Below are 23,874 nucleotides of genomic sequence, written 5' to 3'. Positions count from 1 at the left end.
CCTGCCCGTCGAAGGGCCCCCTGTGCGGTCGAGGTTGTCAGGTATTGCCGGTACCCCAGTCGTCCTCGGCGGCGCCGTGCCCGTTGCGCTCACGCAGGGAGCGGACGCGCTGGGCCACCGATTCCGGGACCCGGTCGCCCACCTTCTCGCTCACCACGTGGTACGCCTTGCCCGCGTACTGGCGGCCCTGCTGCGCCGCCGTCTCCGCGGTGTTGCGGACGGCGGGGTTCTGCGCGACCTGGCGGGCGGACTTCTTCAGCTGCTCGTAGCGCTCGCGTCCGGCCTTTGTGCCCAGCACGTAACCCAGAGCGAGTCCGACGACGAACGTGAGCCGGTAGCGCATGATGGCCACCCTTCCCTCGTGTGTGTCTCCGGTGCGGCATCGGTGCCAGGGGGAGAACCGATTGGCGGAGCACCCCCCTGCTTGCGCTAATGTATGTGTCGCAGCGACCGCCCGCCTCCTGGCGAATACCCAGGTAGGTACGTTCGATGCAACGAGGCATTCCTCCGTAGCTCAATTGGCAGAGCAGCCGGCTGTTAACCGGCAGGTTACTGGTTCGAGTCCAGTCGGGGGAGCTCGGTCCTCCGTAGCTCAATTGGCAGAGCAGCCGGCTGTTAACCGGCAGGTTACTGGTTCGAGTCCAGTCGGGGGAGCATGCTGAACGAGGACCCCGTAGGGGTCCTTTTTCATGTCCCGGGGAACCGGGCGCGGCACGGCGCAGTCCTCAAACTCGCGGACGCCGTGCGAAGCCGACCACCCGACGCGGGAGATCGTATGAGCGGCTATGCTGCGGCAGACGGCGCGCACACTTGTACGCGACACGCCGCGATGGGGCGGTAGCTCAGCCGGTTAGAGCAGCGGACTCATAATCCGTCGGCCGTGGGTTCGAGTCCCACCCGCCCCACTTCGCACTACGCGGGCAGAATCGATCTGACCAGCAACTTCGCTGGAAGGTCGGGTGAGTTGAGGGGCCCGGCACCTCTGTCTGATCGTGGTTCTTGACGTTGAGGCCGAAATTGAGGCTGCCGGATTGTCTAAATTTGACATGTCGCACTATTGCCAGATTTGGCTCAGGCGGCACGTGTGCGCCGCGCATCAGCTTCGCGGCAGCGGGACGAGGTCTGCCGTCTGTCCAGCGTGATCCGCGTGCAGTGTTTCGATGGGGGTCCTCTGTTGGTCGTCGAGTGGTCCGGTAGCTGCTACTGCACCGAGTGTCGCGCGCGTCCGTCGCGCCGGTGCCGGGCTTGCTCTGTACCGCGGCCGATGCGCCTCGCTCCGCGTTCTCCAAGAACGCAGCTGCTGCTGCCATGGCACCGTCGTGTGCCGGCCTGAGGCCGGGTGACTGGTCCGGTGTCCGGCCTTGACGGCGCGCACGGGCTGCTGGGCGTTCTGCGGTGCTTCGGCAGGTTCTGTTCATGGTCTTGTCGTTGCCTAACCGGTCGAGATCATGTTCGAGGTGCTGCTGGCCGGAGAGTCGGTACGCGGTGGTCGGCTGTCGTGAGTGCTGGGCCGGAACGACCCGTACGGGGAACTGCCCAGACCTCGCCCCACTACCCTGAGCGGTGGCCGTGCCAATGTTGGCGATGTACCTTGATGGCATACATCATGGATGCTGGAGGTGCTCGATGTCCGTCACGCAGATTGATCTCGATGACGAGGCACTCGCCGAGGCCATGCGGCTGATGGGTGCCACGACGAAGAAGGAGACGGTCAACGCGGCCCTGCGGGACTACGTGGCACGGATCAAGCGGCTCGATGCCGCCGAGAAGCTGGCCGCGCGCGGTGCGCGTGGCGAGTTCGAGCAGGCCGCGGCGGCGCATGACGCAGGCAAGCGTGCCCGACGCGAGGCCTTCGAGTGATCACGTACCTGCTCGACACCTCCGCCCTGTGGCACGTGTTTCGCACCCCCGGAGCACTAGCGCCCTGGGAGGGGCACATTGCCGCCGGGGTGTTTCACCTCTGCGAGCCGACACGCGCCGAATTTCTCTACTCGGCAACCAGCCCGTCCCACCGGGACGAGCTCGCGGAGGAGTTGGACGCACTCTGCCTGCTCTCTCCCGTTCCGAAGAATGCCTGGCTTTGGGTCGACACCGCCCAGTACAAACTGACCCAGCGGGGCCAGCATCGCGCGGCAGGAGCGATCGACCTGTTGGTGTGTGCGACCGCGGTCCACCACGGGCACACCGTCCTCCACGTGGACAAGGACTTCGTGACGGTGGCTGGAGTACTCAAGGACGTTCAGCAGCGAGACGTACGAGCCTGATCTCCTGGGGCCGGTCCTCTGAGCGCAGCCGTCGAACCGTCCAGATCTGTGAGCCTTGTGGCAAGGGTGGCCTCAGCGAGCCGAGTTGGCAGTGCGGCGCTGAGCTTGAGGCCGTTCGGCGCACGCGCGTCCACTGCCGGGAAGGCACCGTTGATCGTCCGCCTCCGAAACGGCCTTCCTTCATTCCGTGGCCCGCCGCCAGGAGCATGTCCACCGGGACGATGATCTTGGGGCCGATCCGCGGGAGCAGGACGCTCGTGGAGGCGGTAGCACCGACCATGATTGACGGCGACCATCGGGATGAAGGCCAGACCGGTCTCGATCGCGGAGCAGCCGAGGCCGATGCGGGTCGTAGGTGAGGAAGAGGCGCACGCGGCTTCTGCCGTGCCGAAGCCGACCAGCCTGCGCACCGGACTCGAAACCGAGCTGATCGGCGCCGAGAAGGGAGCTGCGATCGGGTCTTTGCGGCGCGACGACGGCGACAAGGGCGGTCTCGGTCTCGGCAGGCCGGTAACTGGGCACTTCGTGAACAGTGGCCGACCGAGACGTAGCGACGCTGCCCGCAGACAGACCATCAGCGCACAGACACGTGACCCGGGTCTGTCGCGCTTGGTCAAAAGCCTGTCGCCTGGTGTCCATCCGCCGGCCGCCGGATCTTCGACGATCGAGGCAGGAACGATCCGAGGAGAAGGCAGATGAGCGCAACAGCGGCGACCGGTACTGTCCAGGTGCGGGGTGCGTGTCCGCACGACTGCCCCGATACCTGCGCGATGAGGATCACTGTCACGGACGGCAAGGCTGTGAGCGTGGCCGGTGACCGGGAGCATCCGTACACCAGCGGTGGCTTGTGTGTGAAGGTCGACAACTACCTGGACCGGGTGTACAGCCCGGACCGTGTGCTGTACCCGATGCGGCGGACGGGGCCGAAGGGTAGCGGACGGTTCGAGCGGATCACCTGGGACCAGGCGCTGGACGAGATCGCGGACCGGTTCCGGGCGATCTCCGCGGAGTTCGGGCCCGAGGCCATCATGCCGTGCAGCTACCTGGGCACGCAGGGAATCCTGAATGGGCTCAACGTCGGCGATCCGTTCTTCGCCAGGCTCGGCGCCACTGTCGCCGAACGCACCTACTGCGACTCCGGTGCGTGCACGGCCTACACGATGACGATCGGCGACTGCGCCGGAGTGGACCCGGAGAGCCTGGTCCACTCGAAGTTCATCCTGATCTGGGCCTGCAACGTGATGAGCACCAACTTGCACCTGTGGCCGTTCATCGCCGAAGCCCGTAAGCGGGGCGCCACCGTGGTCGTGGTGGACCCGGTGAAGACCCGTACCGCGAAGGCCGCCGACTGGCACATTCCGATCCGGCCGGGCACCGACGGCGCGCTGGCACTGGCGATGATGCACGTGATCATCAACGAGGGCCTCACCGATGACGACTACGTCGCCCGCTACACGGTCGGGTACGAGGAACTCGTCGACCGGGTGCAGCGGTACACCCCCGAATGGGCGGCGGAGGAGACCGGTGTCCCCGCAGAGGACATCCGGCGGCTCGCCCGCGGCTATGCCTCCGCGCAGCCGTCGGTCATCCGCATCGGGGTGGCGGTGGAGCGGCATGCCGGCGGTGGCCAGACCGTCCGGGCGCTGGCCTCCCTGCCCGCGCTGGTCGGCGCATGGCGCAACCCCGGCGGCGGGATTCTGCAGCTGCCGCTGTGGGCGTTCCCGGTCAACTGGGGCGCGATGATGTATCCGGAGATGCTTCAGCCCGGCAAGCGGGTCGTGAACCAGTACCTGCTGGGGCAGGCCCTCACCGGCGGCCTCGGCCTCGATCCGCCCCTCAAGGCTCTGATGGTCTACAACTCCAACCCCGTGGTCGTCTGCCCCGATCAGGACAAGCTGATCGAGGGCCTGAAGCGTGAGGACCTGTTCACCGTCGTCAGTGAGCAGTTCATGACCGACACCGCCCAGTTCGCGGACATCGTGCTGCCCGCCACTACCCAGCTGGAGCAGGACGACATCATGTTCTCCTGGGGCCACCTCTACGTCACCTACAACCACCGCTCGATCGCGCCGCTGGGCGAAGCGGTACCCAACACGGAGCTATTCCGGCGGCTGGCAGCGCGGATGGGCTTCACCGAGGCGGTGTTCCGGCGTACGGACGACGAGATGATCGCGGAGGCCTTCGACTGGTCGGCGCCCGCCATGCAGGGCATCACCGTCGAGTCGTTGAAGGAAAAGGGCTGGCAGCGGCTGACCGTGCCGCCCGCGGACCAGTACGCCCCGTACGCGGAGGGCGACTTCCCCACCCCGTCCGGCAAGGTGGAGTTCAAGTCCTCCATCGCGGAGACCGTCGGGAACTTCGTGGTGCCGCTGTTCCGGCAGGGCTCCAACGACCATCAGCCGGGCACCCCGGTCGATCCGCTGCCGCACTACGTTTCGCCTCGCGAGTCGACGCGCACGAATCCCGAGCTGGCCGCGCGGCACCCGCTCAGCCTGATCACCCCGAAGTCGCACGCCTACCTGAACTCCAGCAGCGCCAACCTGCCGTTGCACCGGCGCGTGCAGGGGGACCCCACCGTCCTCATCCATCCCGACGACGCCGCCGAACGCTCCATCGCCACCGGCGACGACGTACGGGTGTTCAACGAGCGCGGCTCGTTCGTGGTGAAGGCGAAGGTCGACAAGTCCGTCCTGGCGGGCGTCGCCGTCTCGGCGTACGGCGGCTGGCGCATGCACACGACGTCGCTGTCCACGATGGCGTCCCTGAATCCCACCGTCTTCGCCGACCTGGGCAACGCACCCACGTTCTCCGACACACTCGTCCAGATAGAGAAGGCCTGACCCATGGCTTACGTCGTGACCGACGCCTGCGTGGACATCCTCGACCAGTCCTGCGTCGAGGAATGCCCGGTGGACTGCATCTACCAGGGCGACCGGATGATGTACATCCACCCCGACGAATGCGTCGACTGCGGGAAGTGCATGACCGTCTGCCCGAGCGACGCGATCCACTGGGAACACAAGATCCCCGTGGAACTGACCCCGTTCACCACAGCCGCCGTCGAGTTCTTCGAGAAGCACGAGGACGCGGCCGGCGGTGCGTCCTCGCGCGGACCAGTCGGCGTCGACCACCCCCTGCTGCGGGAAAGGCGTGGCACCGGTGAGGACTGAGCACGAGACCGGGTCCGGTTCCGGCGGCGACGCGTACGACAGCGACCTGCTGATCGTCGGCGCCGGGCCGGTCGGTCTCTACGCGGCCTACTATGCCGGGTTCCGGGGAATGTCGGTCACGGTGATCGACGCTCTCGACGAGCCCGGCGGCCAGATGGCGGCGCTGTATCCCGAGAAGAAGGTCTACGACATCGCCGGATTCCCCGCCGTGAAGGCGCAGGACGTCGTCGACGCCCTGGTCGAGCAGGCGTCGCAGGCGAAGCCCCGGTATCTGCTCGGCCACACCGCGCAGACAGTGGAGCACACGGCGGACGGCATCGCCGTCACCACCCACCAGGGCACGGTGGTTACGGCGAAAGCTGTACTGGTCACCGGCGGGATCGGCAGCTTCACGCCACGCCCACTGCCTACGGGCTCCGAGTACGAGAACCGCGGCCTTCGCTACTTCGTGCCGAAGCCGGCCGAACTCACCGGCGCCGACGTGGTGGTCGTCGGCGGCGGGGACTCCGCGGTGGACTGGGCGCTCGCGCTCGAACCGCTCGCCCGCACCGTCTCGCTCGTCCACCGCCGGCCCCGGTTCCGGGCACACGAGCACAGCGTCCGGCTGCTGCGCGCGTCGTCCGTACGGCTGTACACCCCGCACGAGGTGCACCGGATCAGCGGCGACGCCTGCGTCGAACAGGTGGAGTTGCTGAGCCTTGAGACCGGGGCCACCGAGAGCCTGCGGGCGGACGCGGTGGTGGCTGCCCTCGGCTTCGTCGCGAACCTCGGCCCGCTCACGACGTGGGGGTTCGAGATGCGGGGCCGGCACATCGCGGTCGACCGGACCATGCGCACGAGCCGGCCGCGCGTGTACGCCGCGGGCGACATCGCCGACTACGACGGCAAGGTCGCGCTGATCTCGGTCGGTTTCGGCGAGGCCGCACTCGCGGTGAACAGCCTCGCCCCGTTGGTCGATCCCGCCCTCGGCACAGTGCCAGGACACTCCAGCGACGGGCAGTGACAGCCCCTATGCCCGGGCCCGAGTGCGGTAGGCGGCGGGGGAGGTGCCGTAGGCCTCGCGGAACGCCCGGCTGAACACGGCGAGATCGGTGAACCCCCAGCGGACGCAGATCTCGGTGAGCGTGGCGTCGCCTCCCCGGCGGGTCAGCAGGTCACGTCGGCACCGCTCCAGCCGCTGACGCCGTATCACTTGGGACACCGTCTGTCCCCGGCGCGCGAACATCCGCTGGAGCTGGCGCGTCGACACGAAGTGCGCCTGTGCGACGCGTTCCGGGGACAGATCCGGATCACCGAGATGCTCTTCGATGTAGGCGTCGATCCGCCGCAGCAGGCTCGCGTGGCGGTCGGTGCCCTCGCCGAGCCCATGCGCCTCCGTCGCGATGGTCGCCACCAGGTCGCCGATCTCATCGGCGATCCGGAGGGCGCCGGCCTCGCTGACGGTCGGCTTCGCGACGAGTACGTCGGTCAGCATCCTGCTCAGCACCCCGGTGATGCCGCTGCCGCCGTCCAGAGTCCGGCAGGTGAGCGAGACGGACTCGCTGTCGCTGAGCCGGATCGTGTCGCGAGGCCAGGTGAAGACAGCGAGGTCCCAGTAGGGGGAGGCGGCACCCGAACGAAGCGCCCAGTGAAAAGGTCGTTCTGTCTCGTAGATGACGAAGTCGCCGGGGTGAAGGGTCGCTTCGCGCCCGTCCTGCGCGGCACGCGCCTCACCCCGCCGGACCAGGCAGACCTGGAAGTAGCGCTCACCATCGCGCCGCAGCAGTTCCTGCGTGCGGACGACGTCCTGGTCCACCGAGCGGACTCCCGACACCCGGAGGTGGCCGAGGAAGCCGCTGCGCACAGCGCCGTCGAACGTGCCACAGTCCCGTTCGACGTCCACGTCGAGGCTGACGAAATGGTCCCGAAGGAGGTCCCGCCAGACCTCCCGCCGGCTGGTATTCGTCTCGTTCGACCCCGCTGCTGTCATGGCTCCACCTCGCTCGTTTCCGGTGCCCACCCGGCGCTGGACGAGTGCTGGTGGGGGAGATTCTCAGCCATTTCCATAGGCGGATCGTTGTCGCAATGTAAAAAGCCGGAAAACCCCCGCTCAGTGACGCTTTCCGGTCGCCGCTGGTCAAAGGCCTGTCGCACGGAGTCCTGTGCGGGCAGCCCCGGCCGGTGAAGATGAACGCCAGTGCCGATCAAGAACCCGAGGGAACGCATCGTGATAGCCGTCGTGAATGATCAGATCCGCTGTCCGGAAGAACGGGAAGAATCGATCGAGGACATCCGAGTGGGTCTGACTCGCAACCACGTCCCGGTCGCCGAGGCGATCGAGTGGGCGACCGTGCCGCACTGTGGCGCGGTCGTCACTTTCACCGGCACGGTACGCGACAGCAACGACGACTTGGCAGGGCACCATACCGGGATCGTCGCGATCGACTACGAGGCGTTCGACCGGCACGTCGAGCCGCGACTTCGCCAGATCGCCCTCGCCGCCCGAGACCGGTGGCCCGTCCTCGGGCGCGTGGCGTTGTTCCACCGCGTCGGGCCGGTGCCGGTCACCGAGGCGAGCGTCCTGGTCGTGGTGTCCGCACCCCACCGCAGCGAGGCGTTCACCGCAGCCGCTTCTGCATCGACGTCCTCAAGGAGTCCGTTCCGGTGTGGAAACGCGAACACAGCGGGGACGGCACGAGCAGCTGGGTGGCGACCGGGAACCAGATCGACAACGTCACCGCCTCAGCGCACCGCTGGTGCCTCGCCCGTAACCCGGAGCCGACGGCGTGATGATCCCGTCTGTCGTCGACCGCCGGTCCCGTCCGCTTCGCGACCTGCGGATTTCCATCACTGACCGGTGCAACCTCCGGTGCCGGTACTGCATGCCGCGCGAGCATTTCGGCCCGGGGCACCCTTACCTCAAGCCCGCCGACCTGCTGACCTTCGACGAGATCGCGCGCCTGGCTCGGGTGTTCGCCTCCCTCGGCGTGCGCAAGATCCGCCTCACCGGGGGCGAGCCGCTGCTGCGTCGGGGCGTCGCGGACCTCGTGGCGCTGCTCGCCGCGGTACCCGGGCTCGATCTCGCGATGACGACCAACGGGCTGTTGCTGCCGGCGATGGCGGAACGTCTGGCGAAAGCCGGGCTGCGCCGGGTGACGGTGAGCCTGGACTCGCTCGACGACACCGTGTTCCGGGCGCTCGCCGACACCGCGGTTCCGGTGCGCCGGGTCCTCGACGGCATCGACGCCGCCGCACGGGCCGGCCTCATCCCCGTCAAGGTGAACATGGTGGTGAAGCGGGGGGTCAACGACGGGTGCGTACTGCCGATGGTGGAGCGGTTCCGGGGCAGCGGCCACATCCTCCGCTTCATCGAGTACATGGACGTGGGGGCCACGAACGAGTGGCAACTCGGCGAGGTGCTGCCCGCCGCCGAGATCGTGCGCCTGATCGACGACCGCTACCCGCTCGAACCGCTCGGCGCGACCGCCCCCGGCGAGGTGGCCACCCGCTACCGCTTCAGGGACGGCGCTGGGGAGATCGGTGTCATCGGCTCGGTGACGCGGCCGTTCTGCGGGGACTGCACGCGAGCCCGGTTGTCCGCCGACGGGAAGGTGCACACGTGCCTGTTCTCCTCCGGCGGGACCGACCTGCGGGCATTGCTGCGAGCGGGCGCCTCCGACGAGGAACTGCGCCCGGCCGTCGGCGCACTCTGGAGCGCCCGGGAGGACCGCTATTCGGAGTTGCGCGGGCGCCACACACGAGCGCGCGGCGATCGGGTCGAGATGTCCTACATCGGCGGGTGACCTGGAGAAAGGTGGATCGCCTCATGCCCACTATGCTGCTGTTCGCGGCCGCGCGGGAGGCGGCAGGCCGAGCCTGCGACGTGATTCCCGGCAGCACGCTCGGCGAGGTTCTCGACGAGGCGCGCCGGCGCTACGGCGGAGAGTTCGCCCAAGTGCTGGCGAACTCTCGGGTGTGGCTCAATGGAGAGACGCCGTACGACGACATGCGCGGCGCCCCATGCGAGGACGGCGACGAGATCGCAGTGCTGCCACCGATCAGCGGCGGATGACCGCACATGGTCCTGCTCTCCGCCGACGGTTACCGCGCCGCGCTGTCGGCGCTACCCGGTCGGCGACCCCCGGGTCGCCCGGCCGCCGGACCGGTCCGCGGGACGTGGTCCTGACCGAAGACGTATCCGACGGTTGCAGCTATGCGCGGTGGCTCCGTTCAACGTCCTGGCCGCTTCGACCAGCTCGTGCCCGCACCCACACCGTTGCCGCGGGCAGGTCTGTTGCCCGAAGTCGCCGATTCTCCTCAATCAAGGCCCGTGAGGTGAGGAATCCACGATGAAAGACAGGTACCCGTAATGAGCAGTGTCCCGGGCAGATCCATGACCTGTGAAGCCGCTGTACGGAATCGCGTTGCAGATGCAATGGTCACCTGTCCCAAGACCCTGGGACCGCTCTCCAGGGTGGACGACCTCCGAGCTCTTTTCAGCGACGACCACCTCCACATGGCCCTGGTGGTCGACCTGGACGGACGGCTCATAACGACGATCGAGCGACCGGACATCCCCGAAGCCGCTTCGAATTCCGTGGCCGTCACGGAGTTCGGGACTCTTGTCGGCAGAACGGTGCAGGCGTCGTACCCACTTGATGCTGCTACAGCAGTGATGATATTCGAGGCGCGACGTCGGTTGGCGGTGGTCGACGATTCCGGTCGACTGCTCGGGCTGCTCTGTCTGAAGCGAGACGGAAGCGGCTACTGTTCGGATGAAGGGATCCGCGCCCGCGCTTACGAGAGGGAACGAGCGCACTCTCCGTCTCCCACGCCTGAGCAGTGTCAGCCGTAGGGCGGCATGGTTCGGGCGGTGTGTCCGGATTGGTGCGGCTTCGGGGCAGGGGTGAGGCTCTCGCGGGGTGTAACAGAGGCAGGCACGGCTTCCGGTGACCGTGAGGTGTCGAGTCCCTGATCACCACGACGGAAGACCTGCCTGCCCGGGCCGCCACCACCAGCTCGCCTTTGTCCTGGCCTGGCCCTGGCCGGAGCGAAGTCCTTGGCCGCAATCGCGGAATGGGCTGCTGACGCACCGCCCGCAAGGGCAACCACCCTACCCTGCATCGGTGCTCAGGACCGGTGCAGACGTCTTGGCCGGCGACGCTGGCCGCGAGGCTCTGCCCCGGTACGCGGGGATTTGGGTGCCGGACCGTCAACTTTGCCTGAACGGACTGAATCCGCTGCTCGTGGGTTTGGAGTCCGACGGTGGTCGGGAGAGCTGTAACCCATCTGACCTGCGGTGGAGCAGGTGATCGAGGTTGTCGCTCGCGGTCCGGGTGGCTGCCCTGAGGGCCGATGCCAGGACCCAGGGGCCGTACAGGGGCCGGGGCGGCGCGGCCGTGTCCAGGCCGACGGTGTTTCCGAGGCAATTCATCCGCTGGTTGCGCGGCATGGGCTGCGGTCCACGGGGCTGCCGGCCGAGAACCGGGCCGGCAGCAGAGGCTGTGCAGATACCGGCACGGCGGGTGCGCGAGCGAGAGTAGGGCGACGTCGGCTGTTCACCGTGCTGTGGAGACGCTGGCGCCTTCGTGTCGCTCGACCCGTGATGTCGTCCAGGAGCGTCGGCGGCCAGCTTGCTGATGGCACACCTGGTGTTCCGTGGCGGCAGATGGCTGCTGAGAGAGCGATCTGGCGATGGCCGATGGAGCTAGGAAACGGCCCGAAGAGGAAACTGCCCCGCTGGATTACTGGCCCCTCTTGTGTGGAGCCCTGCGGCTCGACTGGTCAGGCCGGCGCGACAGTCACCCGCAGGCGGCACGATCGGCGGGCCGGTGTCGGCGAGCACGTCCAGGAGGACCTGGCGGCGTTCCGTGTACGGAACCCGGCGGCCAATCTGCTGGGCCATCGGGTCAGTGGTGAGGGACACAGAGCCGGGGAGCTTGCAGACAGCGGTCGGCGACGAGCCGTTCCCGTGCCGCACGCCGGGCCCGGCGAGACTGCGCGGTCAGGTCGGCACCCGCCCGGAGCAGGTCGAAAGCAACAAGTGGGCCGACCACTGTCCGGCCGCATGGACAGTGACCGATGCACTGCGGTGAACGCGCTGCTGAAGACGCTCGTAGGCCAGCCGGTCCCTCCTCCTACGCCACCAGTTCCCCGTTTATGTGGGCTACCACATCTGTCTCATCAACGGTCTTCACTCGACGGCAGATCACCAGCGTGAGTGGTTCCGAGGTGAGGGGAAGGCCCTCGTGCCTCAGCTCCGGGATGGTTAGTGGAGCCGGACTCAATGTGGTGATCGAAGCGGACGGGGCGGTGTTGTGATCACGGATCTGTGCGCGACGAGCCGGGACCGGTTGGAGAGCTGCCCGGGTGCGGCTGGCCCGGTGGCCGTGCTCGACCGCGTAGGTGTCCGCGACGGTCAGCCGTTCATTCTGGGAGGGGACGGATCGTATGACCTGCAACTGAACCGGTTTCTGCGTGAGTTGCCGAGTTGGGGTGTGCGTGCCGAGAACAGCGTGCTGGGTTACGCCCGGGACGTGATGCTTTTCGTCCGGTTCTGGCCCGCTGCTCTGCCGAGGGCCGCTTTACGCCTGCGGCCACGGACCGGACGGTGCTCCGCACGGGCCGGTATGCGCTGGTGCTGGACGGCGGTGCCCGAAACTGGCCGTACGGGCGTATCGGCCCGGCGGAGCGGCGCCGTCTGGTGAGGCGCACCGGGGAGCCGCTGTGGTTGTGGCTGGCCGATGACGGGCGGCCGCTTGAGTCAGCCGCGTGGCAGGCGGTGTTCCGGCGGGCGAACGCGCGGTGTGCTTCGTTCGGGATCGAGATCGAGGTGCATCCACACACCCTGCGTCATACCTATGCCGTGTACATGCTTGGGCTGTTGCTGCGGCAGACGGTCCGGGCGCTGGGCCGCCCGCTGGACGGGCCGCTCTCGCACGCCGAGTTGCGGCGGCTGCTGATCGGCAATCCGATGCGGACCCTCCAGTTGCTCCTCGGCCATGCCCGGGAAGCCACCGTCTACGTGTATCTCGACGTGCTGGACGAGGCGCAGGAGATTGTGCTGGCCGCGCTAGCCGAGTGGGACGCGCAGAGCGTGGCGCTGGAGCGGGCCGGAGAAGCATCGTGAGCCGGCGGGTACGGTTTCCCGCGCCTGAGGATCTGGCGCCGGAGCCGGAGGCGGTCCCGGCGGTGGGTCCGGTGGTGTTCACCGCGGTCTTCTCTGGCGGGGTCGAGCGGTGCTACGACTTCTCCGCGCTGGCGTGTCCTCGGCTGGTGCGGCACCTGGCCCGGGCGCTGGCGGGCCTGGCCGGAGTGGAGAACCGCCACAAGTACGTGGGCACGACAGACAGCTACGCCCACACGCTGACCGAGTTCGTCACCCACCTGGCGCAGGCCACGGACATGTCGGGCGACATGGATCTGGAGGACTTGCTTCCGGAGTACCTGGACTCCTTTGAGGCGATCTTGGCTGCCCGGTACGGGGAGTCCAGCACCACGCCGTATCTGCGAATGCAGCAGGTGGTGAAGCTGTTGCGGCTCGTCCAGGAGGAACACCCTGACAGGCTGGGCATGGCGATGCAGGCCCGGCTGGGCTTCACCACGGTCCAGGTTGGCCAGGGCCGCGGCCGGCCGCTGGATGCCTACCCCGATGCGCTGTTCGAGGGGGTCCAGGCTGCGGCCCTGGCCGACGTGCGGGCAGCCCGCGACCGGATGCTGACCGGTGAGCAGCTGGCGACGGCTGGCCGAGATCCGGTCGGCGGGGGCTGGCACGGCTGGACCCGGGAAAACGCGGCGTGGCACATCGCCCACCGCGGACCGCTGACGGGAGCACTGCGCGCCGAGCGCGGCGCCATGGACAAGATCACGGAGCTGGGCGGAATCGGCAGGCTCAACAGCCACTTTTTCCTCACGGCGCACGATGTGCTGGCGTTCGTGGTGCTGCTGATGTGCCAGACCGGCCTGGAGCCGGAAGCCGCGTGCCGCCTGTCGGCCAACTGCCTGATCAACCCGGCCCGCGGGTATGTGAGCATCGCCTACGTCAAGAACCGGTCCCACGGCCAGTCCCGCAAGACGCTGCGGGTGACCGACGGCGGTGCCGTGCACCAGCCCGGCGGCCTGATCCGCCTCGCGGTGCGGCTCACCGCTCACGGCCGCCGCCTGGCGGCCACGGACCTGCTTTGGGCTCACGCGCTGCGCAGTGGGGAGGTGATCGCCACCTTCGGCCGTCACCGGGCCACCTCCCTAGGCCCGGTCAAGCAGGCATTCCTCGAACGCCACCAGCTCACCGCGCTGTTCGAGGCATCCGGCGAAGAGGCGTCGCTGAACCTGCGGCGACTGCGCAAGACCTACAAGTCGCGCCGCTACCAGCAGACCGGAGGAGTGCTGGAGGACTTCGCCGAGGGCCACAGCCCCCGGGTCGCGGCCAAGCACTACGCCGACATCGAAGCGCACCGTCCGCTGCATGAGGAAGCCGTCGAGAAAGGGCTGCGCGAGGCGTTGGACGCCGCAATGGAAGCGCCCGTCGTCCTCGACGACCAGGGCCGCCGACTGGACAGGTCGGCGGCCGAACTGCCTCCCGATGAGGTGGCGGTGGCCCTGTCCGGGGACAGCGACGTATGGCTGGCGTCCTGCCGTGACTTCCACGCCTCGCCGTTCGCCCGCCGCCCGGGCTCCGGCTGCCCGGTGGCGGTGTGGGGCTGCCTGGAGTGCCCGAACGCGGTGTTCACCACCCGGCACCTGCCCGCGATTCTCAGCTTCGCCGCATTCCTGACTGCCCAGCGTGAGGCGATGACGGTGCTGGAGTGGAACGCCCGCTACGCACTGGCCTGGGAACGGATCATCACTGGCATTCTGCCGCAGTTCACCGGCGAGCAGCAGGCCACCGCCCGGCTCATCGCCGAAGGCCACGATGCGGCCCTCCACCTGCCCGGCCAGATCCTTCAGGGACTGACGTGACCTCCACCGCCCCCTCCGCCGTTCCCGCCGAGCCGTCCGGTCCGGACCGGCCAGCGGCACCCGGACCTGTCCCGGACGACGCACTCGTGCTGCCCGACCATGTGCTGGCCGCCGCGGCCCGTCCGGGGCCGGGGCCCCGCTTCGCCGACCCGGTCTGGGACGTGGGCCCGTTCCTGCCGCGCAGCAACAGCGAGCGCACGATCGTCTTCACCTCGGTGGCCGACCCGGTCACTGCCTTGGTGCTGCGGGAATACCTCTACTCCCGTCTGCGGCGTGGCAACTCCTCCCTGGTTCGGCGAGGACCGATGAAGCTCACCGGCATCTTCGGGGCCTTCCAGAAGGCTCGGACCGTCATCACCACCTTTCAGGCGGTCGGCGCCCGCCGACTCAGTGAGGTAACGCCGGAGCACCTGCAGGCCGCGCTGGAGCGCTGGCAGAGCGTCTCGGCGGAGGAGGCGGCGCTACGGGTGACCGCCGTGAAACATCTGTTCGCCCACGGTCCGTTCCTGACTGCCGACCGGCTGCTGGTCAACCCCTGGCCCGGCCGCTCCGGGCACGCGGTGGCCGGAGTGGTCCGCGACGCGGAGAACACCACCGAGCGCATCCCCGAGGAGATCATCGCTCCGCTCGTGAAAGGCGCCGTCTTCTACGTCACCACAGCCGGACCCGACATCCTGGCCGCCCAGCGCGAACACGCCGAGCTGAGCGCCGCCCATCAGACACCGCGGTCCTGCCGCGGCAACGGCTCCGCCCGGACCCGGATCGAGGCATATGTGGCCGAGCTGCGTGCCACCGGCCGCGGTGTTCCCGCCCTGCCCGCCCGACAGGCCCTCCGACACCCGGGCGTCCCAGTGGTCGACGGAGTGCTGCAGGCGCCCAACGTCGCGCTCGTCGCGCGCCTGACCGGGGTGGCCGCCTCCGCAGAGGTCCGCCGGTACCTCACCGAGGCAGCTGCCGAGCTCGGCTACCAAGTCGGAGGCCTGCGTACCGCGATGTCGAGCTGGCCCGGCAGCGGACGCCCGTGGCGGCCGGGCCTCGGCCCACTGGAACTGGCCACCGAAGTGGTCCAGATGCGCACGGCCTGCTGGATCGTGATCGCGTACCTGTCCGGAATGAGGGACGCCGAGGTCCGGGAGCTCGCCCCCGACTGCGCGTTCACCGAGGACGGTCCGGACGGCCGTATCCGCCACAAGCTGCGCGGCCGGGTCCTCAAGGGCCGCAAGCTGACCGGCGAGGAAGCCGAATGGGTCGTGCTCGATGTTGTCCACCGAGCCGTCGCGCTGCTCGCCGCCGTCAACGACGACCCGACCCACCTGTTCGCCCACAAGGGCATGACCAGCAACAGCCTTGTCCTGTTCGGCTCGGTCAACAGGCGCCTGAACGATTTCCGTGACCACCTCAACGAGCTGTTCAGCACCCCGGACACCCCCTACGTGCCGCTTCACACGGCCGCACCGGCGCCGGATAACGACACGCCCGCTCACGACGAATCGGAGGGTGAGGAAGGGGAAGAGGAATGCGTGCCGTGGCGACTGAACACCCGGCAGTTCCGCCGCACCCTGGCCTGGCACATCGCACACCAGCCGTTCGGCGTCGTCGCGGGTGCCCGGCAGTACCAGCATGCTGAACTCGCCCTGTTCGAAGGCTATGCGGGCACCTCTTCCTCCGGGTTTGCCGCCGAGGTCGCCGCCGAACGCGCCATCGCCCAGCTGGACTACGTCGAGGACCTCTACCGCGACTGGAACGACGGCCACCGCACCAGCGGCGGCGCTGCCGGCCGCGTAAATGCCGAGTTCGACCGCATCCGCCGGGAGCTAGGCGACCTGCCCGGCATCATCGCCAGTCCCGCTCGGCTACGCATCATGCTGCAGCACCTGACGAAGACTCTTCACCCAGGCATCCTCAACGACTGCTTCTATCAGCCCTCCACCGCTCTCTGCGCAAAGCGAGCCAAGCACGCGGGCCGCCCCTTGCCGCTGCTGACCATGTGCCTGACCTGTCCCAACGCCCGCCGCTCCAGCGTCCACCTCCCTCGTCTGACTACCGCCCGCGCCCAGGCCCAGCGCCCGCTCGACGCCCCGGCAGGGCTGTCCCGCCTCCAGACCGCCGCGCTGACCACGCACATCGCCGACCTCGACCACGCCATTGCAGAACTCACCGCCACCGGAACCCCCGACGCATGAATGACACTTCGGCACTGCGGTTGCGACACGCCCTGGAACACGCCGGCATTCCCGTGCGGCCGGGCACCGACCAGGCTGTCGTGCACGCCTTCGAGCGGATCGTGACCGGCAGCCCCGAACACACCAGCGGCGCTCTGTCTGTCTCCACGCTGTGCACGGAAGCCGGCATCTCGCGCGCCACCTACTACCGCTCACCCCTGGCGAAGATCATCACCGGACTGCTCCGGACACCGGACGCGCCCCGCCCGCAGACGGACACCCTGACGGCGGACATCGCCCGCCTCAAGAAGGCCGACCGGACGCTGCGTTCGCAACACGCGGCCGAGCAACGGGAGGCGCGCGCAACCATCGCCGCCTACGCCAACCACATCCAGGCTCTGAGCCTGCGAAACGCCGAACTCGAAGCGGAGAATGCCACCCTGCGCGAAGCCCTCCACCGCGGCGGCTCCGTGGCCTCCCTCCCCGTGACGCCTCGAATGCTGCCGCCGGAATGACTGCCGCGCCTCTACTTCCTGCGAGGGCTTCTATGCCCTTGATCAGGGAAAATAGGGCTGCCTTGAGGCCGGGTGCCGGGCAGTATGACGGTGTGGCTGATCTCCTGTGGGATGACGTGAAGTGCTTCTTCGATCCGGACCTGATGGGATCGCTACCGGACGTGAGTGTCCCTGATGCCTCGAGGAATAACTGGCAGGAGGTACTGGATCTCGTCGTGGAGAAGGGCTGGAAGTGCCAATACTCCGAAGGAGAGAGGGTGCTTCCCCTGCCCCGGGCGGAGGCTGCACTGTCTCGACCAGCGGATACGGAGTGCCCGAGCCTGCGTGTCTGGCTGAGAGCTGATGTGCTGGCGATCTTCCGCTTCTACTCAGACGAGGAGATCGATTTCGACGTTGATCTGCGCGAGTTGCAGGGGCAGGAGCGACTTGAACTGTTCTGCGGCTTCTTGCGGGAGATCGGGCGGCGGTTGGGTAAGCCGGTGCTGATGCACCCGGAGGGTGCCCATGGTCATCCGGTGCTCGGATTCGATGTCGAAGCAGATCGAGTCGTCCTCCTTGCGGAGCCACTGGTCAAGTGACTGCGGCTGAGGGCCGGAGTTCGTGGAGAGTGCGGAACAGCACCCGGTTCAGCCTCCGAGGCGGTGTGCAAGGTTGAGTAGATCTGGCGCGTGCAGCACCCGTCCGTCGAATCCTGGGAGGGGGACACGGAGCGGTTGGGTCCAGCGGGCGGGGATTGCGTCCAGCCCGTAGTACGCCCCCGCGAGGCCTCCGGTCACCGCGGCGACGGTGTCCGTGTCACCGCCGAGGTCGATCGCCGCGCGTATCGCGTCTTCGAAGCTGGCGGTGGTGCGCAAGGCCCAGACGGCTGAGCCCAGACAGGGCCAGACGGCACCGTTGAACTCGGTCGCCTGATCGGGGTGCCAGTCGGGCGCGAGGACGGTGGCGTAGCGGCCGCGGTGGTCGGGGTGGACAAGAGCCAGGACGTCCGGGAGCGCGGCGAGGGGGTCAATGTCCTCGAACGTGACACGGATGAGCTCGTGGAAGATCGCGGTGCCTTCCCAGGCCGCGCGGTCCCCGTGGGTGAGGGCAGCGATACGGCGGGCCGCCTCCATGGTGGCTTCTTGGCCGGCGGCCGCGAAGTGAACTGCGGAGGTCGACGCCCGCATCAAGGAGCCGTTTCCCGCCGCTCGTTGGTTGACCTGGAAGTGGATCGCGGCGGCGAGGTCCCAGGGCATGCCGTTGGTCAGGACGTCTTCGGTCTGCAAGCCGATGTCCTTCGGCTCTGATGCCGCCCACCGCTGGAAGCGGGCGAAGATGTCCGGCAGATCCAGCCCGCCCCGCTCCAGCAGCGACTCCGCGACCAAGACGGCCATCTGCGTGTCGTCAGTGGCCTCGCCGGGGTCCCAGCCACCACCTCCGCACATCTCGCCACCGGCACCAGGCGCGGGAAACCGCGCAGAGAACGCTCCCTGGGGGCCAAACTCGAAGGGGGCGCCCAGAGCGTCGCCCACCGCTGAGCCGACGACCGCGCCGGCCGCTCGCTGAATCCGCTTCATTCGCGCAGGTTATCCGGGCCGTACCGACGGCCGCACGGCCCGATTGCCTTCCTCGGCTTCCCGAACCAACGGAGGTGAACGCGTCTCGTCTACGGAGGTGCACCGCCTGAGACACCTTGGGTCTGAGACACCCGTACAGGTCACATAACCCCATCGAGCGCGGTGTCATCGGGCAGCCGCATGTTCTCCGGGGTCCGAGCTATCGCGGCAGTACGGAGTTGCCATTGGTGCAGCTCGCGCCATTGAGTGGAAGTCGAGTCATCGCGACAGGTGTGGTGATGCGCCTTTAAGGGGCGATAGGTCAGTCCCTCGGTGACGACGGTCCTCGCGGAGCTGCGGCGGCACTGCGTACCGCGCGCCGGCTGCGTGGGTGGCGGCGGTACCCCGCCACCGATCCGGGCGGCGAGGTTCGTCACCGCGCCGGTATCCGGGTAGCGGGGCGGCGACCGGTCCGCGGCACTCCAGGGCGGCGACGGCGAACTCGCGACCGACGTCGCGAGGAACCGGCGACGGACCAGACCTAACTCATGCCGTAAGCCTCCTGTGGGCACGGACGCCTCCCGCAACTGGGATGCGTGTCCCGATTCGCTATGCGGGACTGTGATCCCGTTTCTGTGGTGGTCCCGAAAGGCCGGTCCACTACAATCGGGATAGCTGTCCCGCTTGGTAGGAAGTCTGAGGGTCTTTGATGCGTGCTGATGCCGAGCGCAACCGCAAGCGTGTCCTGGAGGTGGCGTTGGAGACGTTCGCCGCCGAGGGGCTGTCGGTACCGGTGGCGGAGATCGCCCGGCGGGCCGGTGTGGGCACAGGGACGGTCAGCCGGCATTTCCCGACGAAGGACTCGCTGTACGAGGCGATCGTGCTGCATCTGGTGGCCGAAATCGTCGACCGGGCCCGGCAACTGGCCGCGACCCGTGATCCGGGCGCAGCGTTCTTCGAGTTCTTCGCCCTGATGGTCGAGCACAGCGCGGTCAATCTCGGTCTGTCGCAGGCGATGAGCGGGACAGGCTTCGACGTCCACTCGGTGGCCTTGGCCCCCGAGCACAATCTGCTGGCCGTGGAAGAGGAGCTGCTCGTCGGTGCGCAGAAAGTCGGCGCCGTGCGGCCGGACGTCGTGCGTGCCGACGTCAAGGCGCTCATGGTCGGCTGTCTGGCCCGGGAGCAGCAGGGCCCCGACCCGGAGGCGCGCAAGCGCATGATCGACCTGGCGTGCGCGGGCCTGCGCGCCCAGCGGTAGCGGCGTCTGCCGACCGCGCCGAGGATAGGGCCGAAGGGACTTGGTGCGGCGAAGCTTGACGCCGTGTCCGCTCACACGGTCGGTCGTGTGGGTTGGGGGGCCGGGGGTCGGTGAGAGGCTGAGGATTCTTTTGCCGTGAGAGATCCTTGCGCATGCCGGACGTCGCGCCAGGACCAGGCCCTACGCGCCACAGGCCGACCCTGCCTCAGTACTGCGCCCGGCGGGGAGTTCTCACAGTGAAGCGGGAGTGGCGAACCCGGCGCCCGCTTGGTCCAGACACTGGCTGGTGCGCCCGGTGAGGACGTCGAAGTCCTCGTCGGCCCGCCAGCTCTGGTAGGCGGTCATGGAAGCGGTGAGCGCGAGGTTCAGTTTCAGGGGCGCGATCAGTGTGTCGTCGCCCGGGACGCGGCCCAGGACCCAGGTGCGCAGGTCGGTGCGGAGTTGGTCGCCGAAGGCGTGGGCCGACTGCGCGAGAGCCGGTGACTGCGCCTTGAGGCGGTGGCTCAGCGGCATGGTGTCGCGCTGGCTCTCGACGTAGTCGAGCAGAACGGCGGTCGGTGAGGTCCACAGTCGCTCGTCGTCGGGCCGGGCCTCCAGCAGGGCGCGACCAGAACAGGTACGGAGGCGGGCCGTATCGGCCCGCCTCCGTACCTGTCCCGTCTGTTCGCCCGCGTCGTTGGCTGCCTGGTCGGCACATGTGGTCGTGGCTACGCGCTCGCGTGCTTGCCGCTGGTCCGGCGGGCAGCGGGGCTGTGGGTGAGGATGCTGCGGAGTTTGGCGGTCTGCTTGTCGATGGCCTGTGGGCCGTTGCCGGTGAGCAGCCGCACGGACGGCTCGTAGGCCAGTTTCGGGGCGGAGATGTTGGGGGAGGAAGCGACGGTGAATCCGGCTTCCTTGATGGCCACGTCGACGAAGTAGGGCAGTCGGGTCGCCTTGCCCGGCACGCGCGGGTAGAGGAACCGCAGCGCGAACCGCTCGCCGATCTTGGGGACGGTCGAGATGGTGGCGGCGAGGAACGGGTTGTCGCTGACGAGGTAGGAGCGGCCCTGCGCGTCGACGCGCTGCCGGGTGGAGATCACCGCCACGGGCGCGTGGCAGATCAACGAGATGGTGACGTCGTTCTCCCGGGCCACGTGGAGGGTTTCGCCGAGCCACGCATCGTCACGGAAGTCGACCATGGGGGCGTGACCGCCGGGGGCGTGAATGAAGTCGAAGTCGGCGAAGGTGAACGAGTCGGCCGGGTCGCGGTGGCGCAGGACGAGCTCCTGCAGCGAGTGGAAGGTGCCCTCGGGCAGCTTGTCGAGGCGGCGGATCAGTTCGGGGCGGTACTCGGCGAGCTCCGGTTCGCTGTTGGGCAGTAGTTCGGAGACCGGGATCCGGCCGATGTGCCGCTCCAGCAGCCGGACTTCCTGCTCGCGGCGGGCGACCAGCTCGGGGTGGCGCTGCCGGAAGCTGTTGACGTTGAACGAGCGGCGGCGCTGCTGCATGCGCAGGGGGAGGGTCTTGGCGCCGGTCTTCTCGATGGAGTGCACGGACAGGGCCATGCCGTTGATGTCGAGTTGCGGGGCGTTGCCGTCGGGGGTGGCGAAGGTGAACTCGTAGTCGTTCTCGAACTCCTTGAGCACCTGAGCCATCTCGACCAGGAAGAACCCGGTCGAGATCGACTTGACCTCGGCCGGCTCGACCAACGGCAGCTGGCGGCCGGACGAGATGAGGATCAGTGCGCGACGCTTGGTGGTGGGCATGACGGGGGCTCCTTCAGTGGGCCTCGGTGGTGTGGGACGGGTGGGCCCGGTCGGCCCGCTCCTGGGTTGCGCTGCTGTTGGTTGTATGGGACGAGTTGCCCGGGCCGCCGGCCGAGAGGCATCCGAAGGTGCTTCGCTGGAGAAGGACCTGCCGCCTCCCGGTGAGGGGGCCTGGGCGGGTGTGCCGCCCAGGCTCTCTCAGGCGCCGACGGTACGGGTGCACGCCGTGGAGTGGGCGTGTCATGGCCCGAGGGCCGGAAGTTCTTTACTTGCCTTCCGCGGCCTTGGACACGTGCGCCCACTCGGCCCAGGTCTCCAGGCGCTGCTGGTACACCGCGGGTACCCACTGCGTGGGCTGCTCGCCGAACAACACGCGCAGCGGCGGCTCCTCGGCGTCGACAAGCTGGAGGATCGCACCGCCGACACCCTCGGGGCCGGGCATCTGGGCGGCGGCGCTCATCTCGGTCAGCGACGCGTGCAGGGGGTCGTAGGCGTCCTGGCGGTGCGCGGTGAAGACCGACGAGTTCTTGAAGTCGGTGGCGAAGCCGCCGGGTTCGATCACCGTGACCTTGATGCCGAAGGGCGCGACTTCCTGGGAGAGTGCCTCGCTCAGGCCTTCCAGCGCCCACTTGGAGGCGCTGTAGCCGCCCGCGCCGGCCAAGGTGGTCAGCCCCATGACCGAGGAGATCTGGACGATGTGTCCGCTGCCCTGCGCACGCAGGACGGGCAGTACCGCCTGCGTGACGTGGAAGACGCCGAACACGTTGGTCTCCAGCTCGTCGCGCAGTTCCTGCTCGCCGAGTTCCTCCACGGCGCCGACCAGGGCGTAACCGGCGTTGTTGACCACCACGTCCAGCCGGCCGAACCGCTCCTTGGCCGCCGCGACCGCCTCGAACACCTGCGCACGGTCGGTGACGTCCAGACGCAGCGGCAGTACCGCGTCACCGAACCGCTCGACCAGGTCGGTCAGCGTTTCGGTGTTGCGGGCGGTGGCCGCGACCTGGTCGCCGCGCTCCAGGGCGGCGAGGGCGAACTCGCGGCCGAAGCCGCGCGACGAACCGGTGATGAACCAGACCTTGCTCATGACGTAAACCTCCTGCGGGGATGGACGGCCACCCATAAGCGGGATGGCTATCCCGATTAACTATACGGGATGAGTATCCCGCTTTCGAGTTCGTTGTGGAGGTGGGCGGCGGTAGCGGCCCGCAGCTCCACGGTCAGCGGCCTTGCACTGAAGTCACCTGGAAACGGACTCTCGGCTCAGGGCCTGGATCTCCTGCGGGAAGCTCGCCCCGGTGAGCTCCTCCGACGCCGTCCACAGGCGGTGGGCGGCCACCGGGTCGCCGGCCGCGGCCGTGCGGCCCACGAGGGTCGGGGCACCCTTCGACTCGCCGCGACCGTCGGGGCCGACGTGGCTCGCGCCCGGAAGGTCCTGCGTCGCCGCGTACAGGGTCGGCAGTGCGCCGTCCTTGTCGTCCTGGGCGAGGAACTTGTTCGTGATCGGCACAATGGCGCGGGCGAACGGATTCGCTGTGTGGGTCGCGAGGACGCGAGCGTGACCACCCGGTCCGTGACGTACGGCAGCAGCAGATTCGTCAGGGCGAAATGGCCCAGGTGGTGGGTGCCGAACTGCATCTCGAAGCCGTCCCGCGTCTGCTGCTACGGCAGCATCATCACACCCACATTGTTGATCAGCAGGCTCAGCGGGCGGCCCTCCCAGGCGTCCGCGAATTCCCGTACGGAGGACAGGTCCGCCAGGTCCAGGCGGCGCACCTCGGTGCTGCCGCGCACGGAATCCGCCGCCGCCCGGCCGCGCTCCGGGTCCCGTACCGCGACGAGCGCACCCTGCGCGAGAAAGGGGTGGGGTCACTGTCGCTGCGTGAGCTGGCCCGGGACATCGGTGTCAGTCACGCGGCGCCGGGGCGCCACTTCAAGGACAAGCAGGCGCTGCTCGACGCCCTGGCGCTCGACGGCTACGAGCGGCTGACGCAGACCCTCGAAGGCGCAGGCGATCCCACCCTCCCGGTCCAGCCTCGCCTCACCGTCCTTGCGCGGGCCTACGTCACCTTCGCCACCGACAACGCCGTGCTGGTGGAGATCATGTTCGCCCGCAGGCGCAGCCCTGACGCCCCCGAGGAGGTTGTCGGCCTCGCCCATCGGGCATCGCAGTCCTTCGAGCGGGTCATCGTGGACGCCCAGGAACGCGGCGAGTTCATCGAGGGGGACCCCGCCCACTTCGCGCCTTTCCGTTAAAACCGGGAAGACCCTGAAGCGGGCGTTCTCGACCC

The 23,874-nt window shown here is 68.5% G+C and carries 23 protein-coding genes, 3 tRNA genes and 2 pseudogenes; 21 read left to right on the top strand and 7 right to left on the bottom strand.

Features of this window, described 5'->3' with window-relative positions; translation table 11 throughout:
• Positions 1 to 37: 37 nt before the first annotated feature.
• Complete coding sequence (locus ACFYO2_RS04430) at positions 38 to 343, bottom strand: YtxH domain-containing protein (RefSeq protein WP_388343795.1); 306 nt, start codon at positions 341 to 343, stop codon at positions 38 to 40.
• A gap of 160 nt (positions 344 to 503) precedes the next feature.
• Between ACFYO2_RS04430 and ACFYO2_RS04425 the strand changes: the two genes are divergently transcribed.
• The 9 genes from ACFYO2_RS04425 to ACFYO2_RS04385 all read left to right on the top strand — a co-directional run bounded on the left by ACFYO2_RS04425 (position 504) and on the right by ACFYO2_RS04385 (position 6,437).
• Positions 504 to 576: transfer RNA gene (locus tag ACFYO2_RS04425), tRNA-Asn, on the top strand.
• A gap of 5 nt (positions 577 to 581) precedes the next feature.
• Positions 582 to 654: transfer RNA gene (locus tag ACFYO2_RS04420), tRNA-Asn, on the top strand.
• Positions 655 to 831: 177 nt separating this feature from the next.
• Positions 832 to 905 (top strand) — tRNA-Ile (locus ACFYO2_RS04415).
• A gap of 721 nt (positions 906 to 1,626) precedes the next feature.
• Entirely contained in the window at positions 1,627 to 1,860 is a 234-nt protein-coding gene (locus ACFYO2_RS04410; RefSeq protein ID WP_175263413.1) for a type II toxin-antitoxin system VapB family antitoxin, read from the top strand.
• Complete coding sequence (locus tag ACFYO2_RS04405) at positions 1,857 to 2,264, top strand: PIN domain nuclease (protein ID WP_388343792.1); 408 nt, start codon at positions 1,857 to 1,859, stop codon at positions 2,262 to 2,264. The genes ACFYO2_RS04410 and ACFYO2_RS04405 overlap by 4 nt, the downstream gene beginning before the upstream one ends.
• A 282-nt stretch (positions 2,265 to 2,546) precedes the next feature.
• Positions 2,547 to 2,963 carry a hypothetical protein gene (locus ACFYO2_RS04400; protein ID WP_388343789.1) on the top strand — a complete coding sequence of 139 codons (417 nt, stop codon included), beginning with the start codon at positions 2,547 to 2,549 and terminating at the stop codon, positions 2,961 to 2,963.
• Complete coding sequence (locus ACFYO2_RS04395; RefSeq protein WP_388343786.1) at positions 2,960 to 5,104, top strand: molybdopterin-dependent oxidoreductase; 2,145 nt, start codon at positions 2,960 to 2,962, stop codon at positions 5,102 to 5,104. Before ACFYO2_RS04400 ends, ACFYO2_RS04395 begins: the two co-directional genes overlap by 4 nt.
• A 3-nt stretch (positions 5,105 to 5,107) precedes the next feature.
• The gene (gene fdxA, locus ACFYO2_RS04390) at positions 5,108 to 5,434 is read left to right on the top strand and encodes a ferredoxin (protein WP_388343783.1); all 327 of its coding nucleotides are present in this window, start codon (positions 5,108 to 5,110) and stop codon (positions 5,432 to 5,434) included.
• On the top strand, positions 5,424 to 6,437 hold the full coding sequence (locus tag ACFYO2_RS04385; protein WP_388343780.1) for an NAD(P)/FAD-dependent oxidoreductase: 1,014 nt from the start codon (positions 5,424 to 5,426) through the stop codon (positions 6,435 to 6,437). Before fdxA ends, ACFYO2_RS04385 begins: the two co-directional genes overlap by 11 nt.
• Positions 6,438 to 6,443: 6 nt before the next feature.
• On the opposite strand, the gene ACFYO2_RS04380 is transcribed toward ACFYO2_RS04385, so the two are convergent.
• On the bottom strand, positions 6,444 to 7,403 hold the full coding sequence (locus ACFYO2_RS04380) for a helix-turn-helix domain-containing protein (protein ID WP_388343778.1): 960 nt from the start codon (positions 7,401 to 7,403) through the stop codon (positions 6,444 to 6,446).
• A gap of 207 nt (positions 7,404 to 7,610) precedes the next feature.
• Here ACFYO2_RS04380 and ACFYO2_RS04375 point away from each other — a divergent pair.
• The 10 genes and pseudogenes from ACFYO2_RS04375 to ACFYO2_RS04330 all read left to right on the top strand — a co-directional run.
• Positions 7,611 to 7,985: pseudogene (locus tag ACFYO2_RS04375) on the top strand (molybdenum cofactor biosynthesis protein MoaE); the annotation flags it as partial.
• A gap of 92 nt (positions 7,986 to 8,077) precedes the next feature.
• Positions 8,078 to 8,203, top strand: coding sequence for a hypothetical protein (locus ACFYO2_RS04370; RefSeq protein ID WP_388344022.1), 126 nt, complete (start codon positions 8,078 to 8,080; stop codon positions 8,201 to 8,203).
• Complete coding sequence (gene moaA / locus ACFYO2_RS04365) at positions 8,203 to 9,216, top strand: GTP 3',8-cyclase MoaA (RefSeq protein WP_388344011.1); 1,014 nt, start codon at positions 8,203 to 8,205, stop codon at positions 9,214 to 9,216. The genes ACFYO2_RS04370 and moaA overlap by 1 nt, the downstream gene beginning before the upstream one ends.
• 23 nt (positions 9,217 to 9,239) lie before the next feature.
• Positions 9,240 to 9,485 carry a MoaD/ThiS family protein gene (locus tag ACFYO2_RS04360; RefSeq protein WP_257561896.1) on the top strand — a complete coding sequence of 82 codons (246 nt, stop codon included), beginning with the start codon at positions 9,240 to 9,242 and terminating at the stop codon, positions 9,483 to 9,485.
• A gap of 297 nt (positions 9,486 to 9,782) precedes the next feature.
• Positions 9,783 to 10,268, top strand: a complete 486-nt coding sequence (locus ACFYO2_RS04355) for a hypothetical protein (RefSeq protein WP_388343775.1) — start codon at positions 9,783 to 9,785, stop codon at positions 10,266 to 10,268.
• A gap of 1,755 nt (positions 10,269 to 12,023) precedes the next feature.
• On the top strand, positions 12,024 to 12,542 hold the full coding sequence (locus tag ACFYO2_RS04350) for a hypothetical protein (RefSeq protein WP_388343772.1): 519 nt from the start codon (positions 12,024 to 12,026) through the stop codon (positions 12,540 to 12,542).
• Positions 12,539 to 14,371, top strand: a complete 1,833-nt coding sequence (locus tag ACFYO2_RS04345; RefSeq protein WP_388343769.1) for a hypothetical protein — start codon at positions 12,539 to 12,541, stop codon at positions 14,369 to 14,371. The genes ACFYO2_RS04350 and ACFYO2_RS04345 overlap by 4 nt, the downstream gene beginning before the upstream one ends.
• Positions 14,368 to 16,554: a hypothetical protein gene (locus ACFYO2_RS04340; RefSeq protein ID WP_388343767.1), complete on the top strand. Its 2,187-nt coding sequence runs from the start codon at positions 14,368 to 14,370 to the stop codon at positions 16,552 to 16,554. The genes ACFYO2_RS04345 and ACFYO2_RS04340 overlap by 4 nt, the downstream gene beginning before the upstream one ends.
• The gene (locus ACFYO2_RS04335; protein WP_280888498.1) at positions 16,551 to 17,048 is read left to right on the top strand and encodes a hypothetical protein; all 498 of its coding nucleotides are present in this window, start codon (positions 16,551 to 16,553) and stop codon (positions 17,046 to 17,048) included. Before ACFYO2_RS04340 ends, ACFYO2_RS04335 begins: the two co-directional genes overlap by 4 nt.
• A 92-nt stretch (positions 17,049 to 17,140) precedes the next feature.
• Positions 17,141 to 17,626, top strand: a complete 486-nt coding sequence (locus tag ACFYO2_RS04330; RefSeq protein ID WP_280888497.1) for a hypothetical protein — start codon at positions 17,141 to 17,143, stop codon at positions 17,624 to 17,626.
• A 48-nt stretch (positions 17,627 to 17,674) separates the two neighbouring features.
• On the opposite strand, the gene ACFYO2_RS04325 is transcribed toward ACFYO2_RS04330, so the two are convergent.
• Positions 17,675 to 18,604 (bottom strand): ADP-ribosylglycohydrolase family protein, encoded by a 930-nt coding sequence (locus tag ACFYO2_RS04325; RefSeq protein ID WP_388343763.1) that lies wholly within the window; start codon positions 18,602 to 18,604, stop codon positions 17,675 to 17,677.
• 688 nt (positions 18,605 to 19,292) lie between these two features.
• Between ACFYO2_RS04325 and ACFYO2_RS04320 the strand changes: the two genes are divergently transcribed.
• Positions 19,293 to 19,841, top strand: coding sequence for a TetR/AcrR family transcriptional regulator (locus tag ACFYO2_RS04320; RefSeq protein ID WP_388343760.1), 549 nt, complete (start codon positions 19,293 to 19,295; stop codon positions 19,839 to 19,841).
• Positions 19,842 to 20,072: 231 nt separating this feature from the next.
• On the opposite strand, the gene ACFYO2_RS04315 is transcribed toward ACFYO2_RS04320, so the two are convergent.
• The 4 genes and pseudogenes from ACFYO2_RS04315 to ACFYO2_RS04300 form a co-directional block, all read right to left on the bottom strand.
• Complete coding sequence (locus tag ACFYO2_RS04315) at positions 20,073 to 20,354, bottom strand: hypothetical protein (protein WP_388343758.1); 282 nt, start codon at positions 20,352 to 20,354, stop codon at positions 20,073 to 20,075.
• Positions 20,355 to 20,548: 194 nt separating this feature from the next.
• On the bottom strand, positions 20,549 to 21,586 hold the full coding sequence (locus tag ACFYO2_RS04310) for a hypothetical protein (RefSeq protein WP_388343755.1): 1,038 nt from the start codon (positions 21,584 to 21,586) through the stop codon (positions 20,549 to 20,551).
• Positions 21,587 to 21,851: 265 nt separating this feature from the next.
• Entirely contained in the window at positions 21,852 to 22,670 is an 819-nt protein-coding gene (locus tag ACFYO2_RS04305; RefSeq protein WP_388343753.1) for an SDR family NAD(P)-dependent oxidoreductase, read from the bottom strand.
• Positions 22,671 to 22,823: 153 nt separating this feature from the next.
• Positions 22,824 to 23,425: pseudogene (locus ACFYO2_RS04300) on the bottom strand (oxidoreductase); the annotation flags it as partial.
• Positions 23,426 to 23,446: 21 nt separating this feature from the next.
• Here ACFYO2_RS04300 and ACFYO2_RS04295 point away from each other — a divergent pair.
• Positions 23,447 to 23,839 carry a TetR/AcrR family transcriptional regulator gene (locus ACFYO2_RS04295; RefSeq protein ID WP_388343750.1) on the top strand — a complete coding sequence of 131 codons (393 nt, stop codon included), beginning with the start codon at positions 23,447 to 23,449 and terminating at the stop codon, positions 23,837 to 23,839.
• The last annotated feature ends 35 nt before the right edge of the window (positions 23,840 to 23,874 follow it).

The organism is Streptomyces sp. NPDC006602 (assembly GCF_042870385.1).
In the GTDB taxonomy this organism is placed as follows: Bacteria; Actinomycetota; Actinomycetes; order Streptomycetales; family Streptomycetaceae; genus Streptomyces.
The sequence above is the reverse complement of the archived record's forward strand: the minus strand, read 5'-3'. Positions and strand labels throughout refer to the sequence as shown.

Coding starts and splice junctions, on each gene's coding strand:
- ACFYO2_RS04430 (WP_388343795.1), bottom strand. CDS start 343: ATGCGCTACCGGCTCACGTTCGTCGTCGGACTCGCTCTGGGTTACGTG.
- ACFYO2_RS04410 (WP_175263413.1), top strand. CDS start 1,627: ATGTCCGTCACGCAGATTGATCTCGATGACGAGGCACTCGCCGAGGCC.
- ACFYO2_RS04395 (WP_388343786.1), top strand. CDS start 2,960: ATGAGCGCAACAGCGGCGACCGGTACTGTCCAGGTGCGGGGTGCGTGT.
- fdxA (WP_388343783.1), top strand. CDS start 5,108: ATGGCTTACGTCGTGACCGACGCCTGCGTGGACATCCTCGACCAGTCC.
- ACFYO2_RS04380 (WP_388343778.1), bottom strand. CDS start 7,403: ATGACAGCAGCGGGGTCGAACGAGACGAATACCAGCCGGCGGGAGGTC.
- moaA (WP_388344011.1), top strand. CDS start 8,203: ATGATCCCGTCTGTCGTCGACCGCCGGTCCCGTCCGCTTCGCGACCTG.
- ACFYO2_RS04360 (WP_257561896.1), top strand. CDS start 9,240: ATGCCCACTATGCTGCTGTTCGCGGCCGCGCGGGAGGCGGCAGGCCGA.
- ACFYO2_RS04355 (WP_388343775.1), top strand. CDS start 9,783: ATGAGCAGTGTCCCGGGCAGATCCATGACCTGTGAAGCCGCTGTACGG.
- ACFYO2_RS04335 (WP_280888498.1), top strand. CDS start 16,551: ATGAATGACACTTCGGCACTGCGGTTGCGACACGCCCTGGAACACGCC.
- ACFYO2_RS04325 (WP_388343763.1), bottom strand. CDS start 18,604: ATGAAGCGGATTCAGCGAGCGGCCGGCGCGGTCGTCGGCTCAGCGGTG.
- ACFYO2_RS04320 (WP_388343760.1), top strand. CDS start 19,293: ATGCGTGCTGATGCCGAGCGCAACCGCAAGCGTGTCCTGGAGGTGGCG.
- ACFYO2_RS04315 (WP_388343758.1), bottom strand. CDS start 20,354: ATGCCGCTGAGCCACCGCCTCAAGGCGCAGTCACCGGCTCTCGCGCAG.
- ACFYO2_RS04310 (WP_388343755.1), bottom strand. CDS start 21,586: ATGCCCACCACCAAGCGTCGCGCACTGATCCTCATCTCGTCCGGCCGC.
- ACFYO2_RS04305 (WP_388343753.1), bottom strand. CDS start 22,670: ATGAGCAAGGTCTGGTTCATCACCGGTTCGTCGCGCGGCTTCGGCCGC.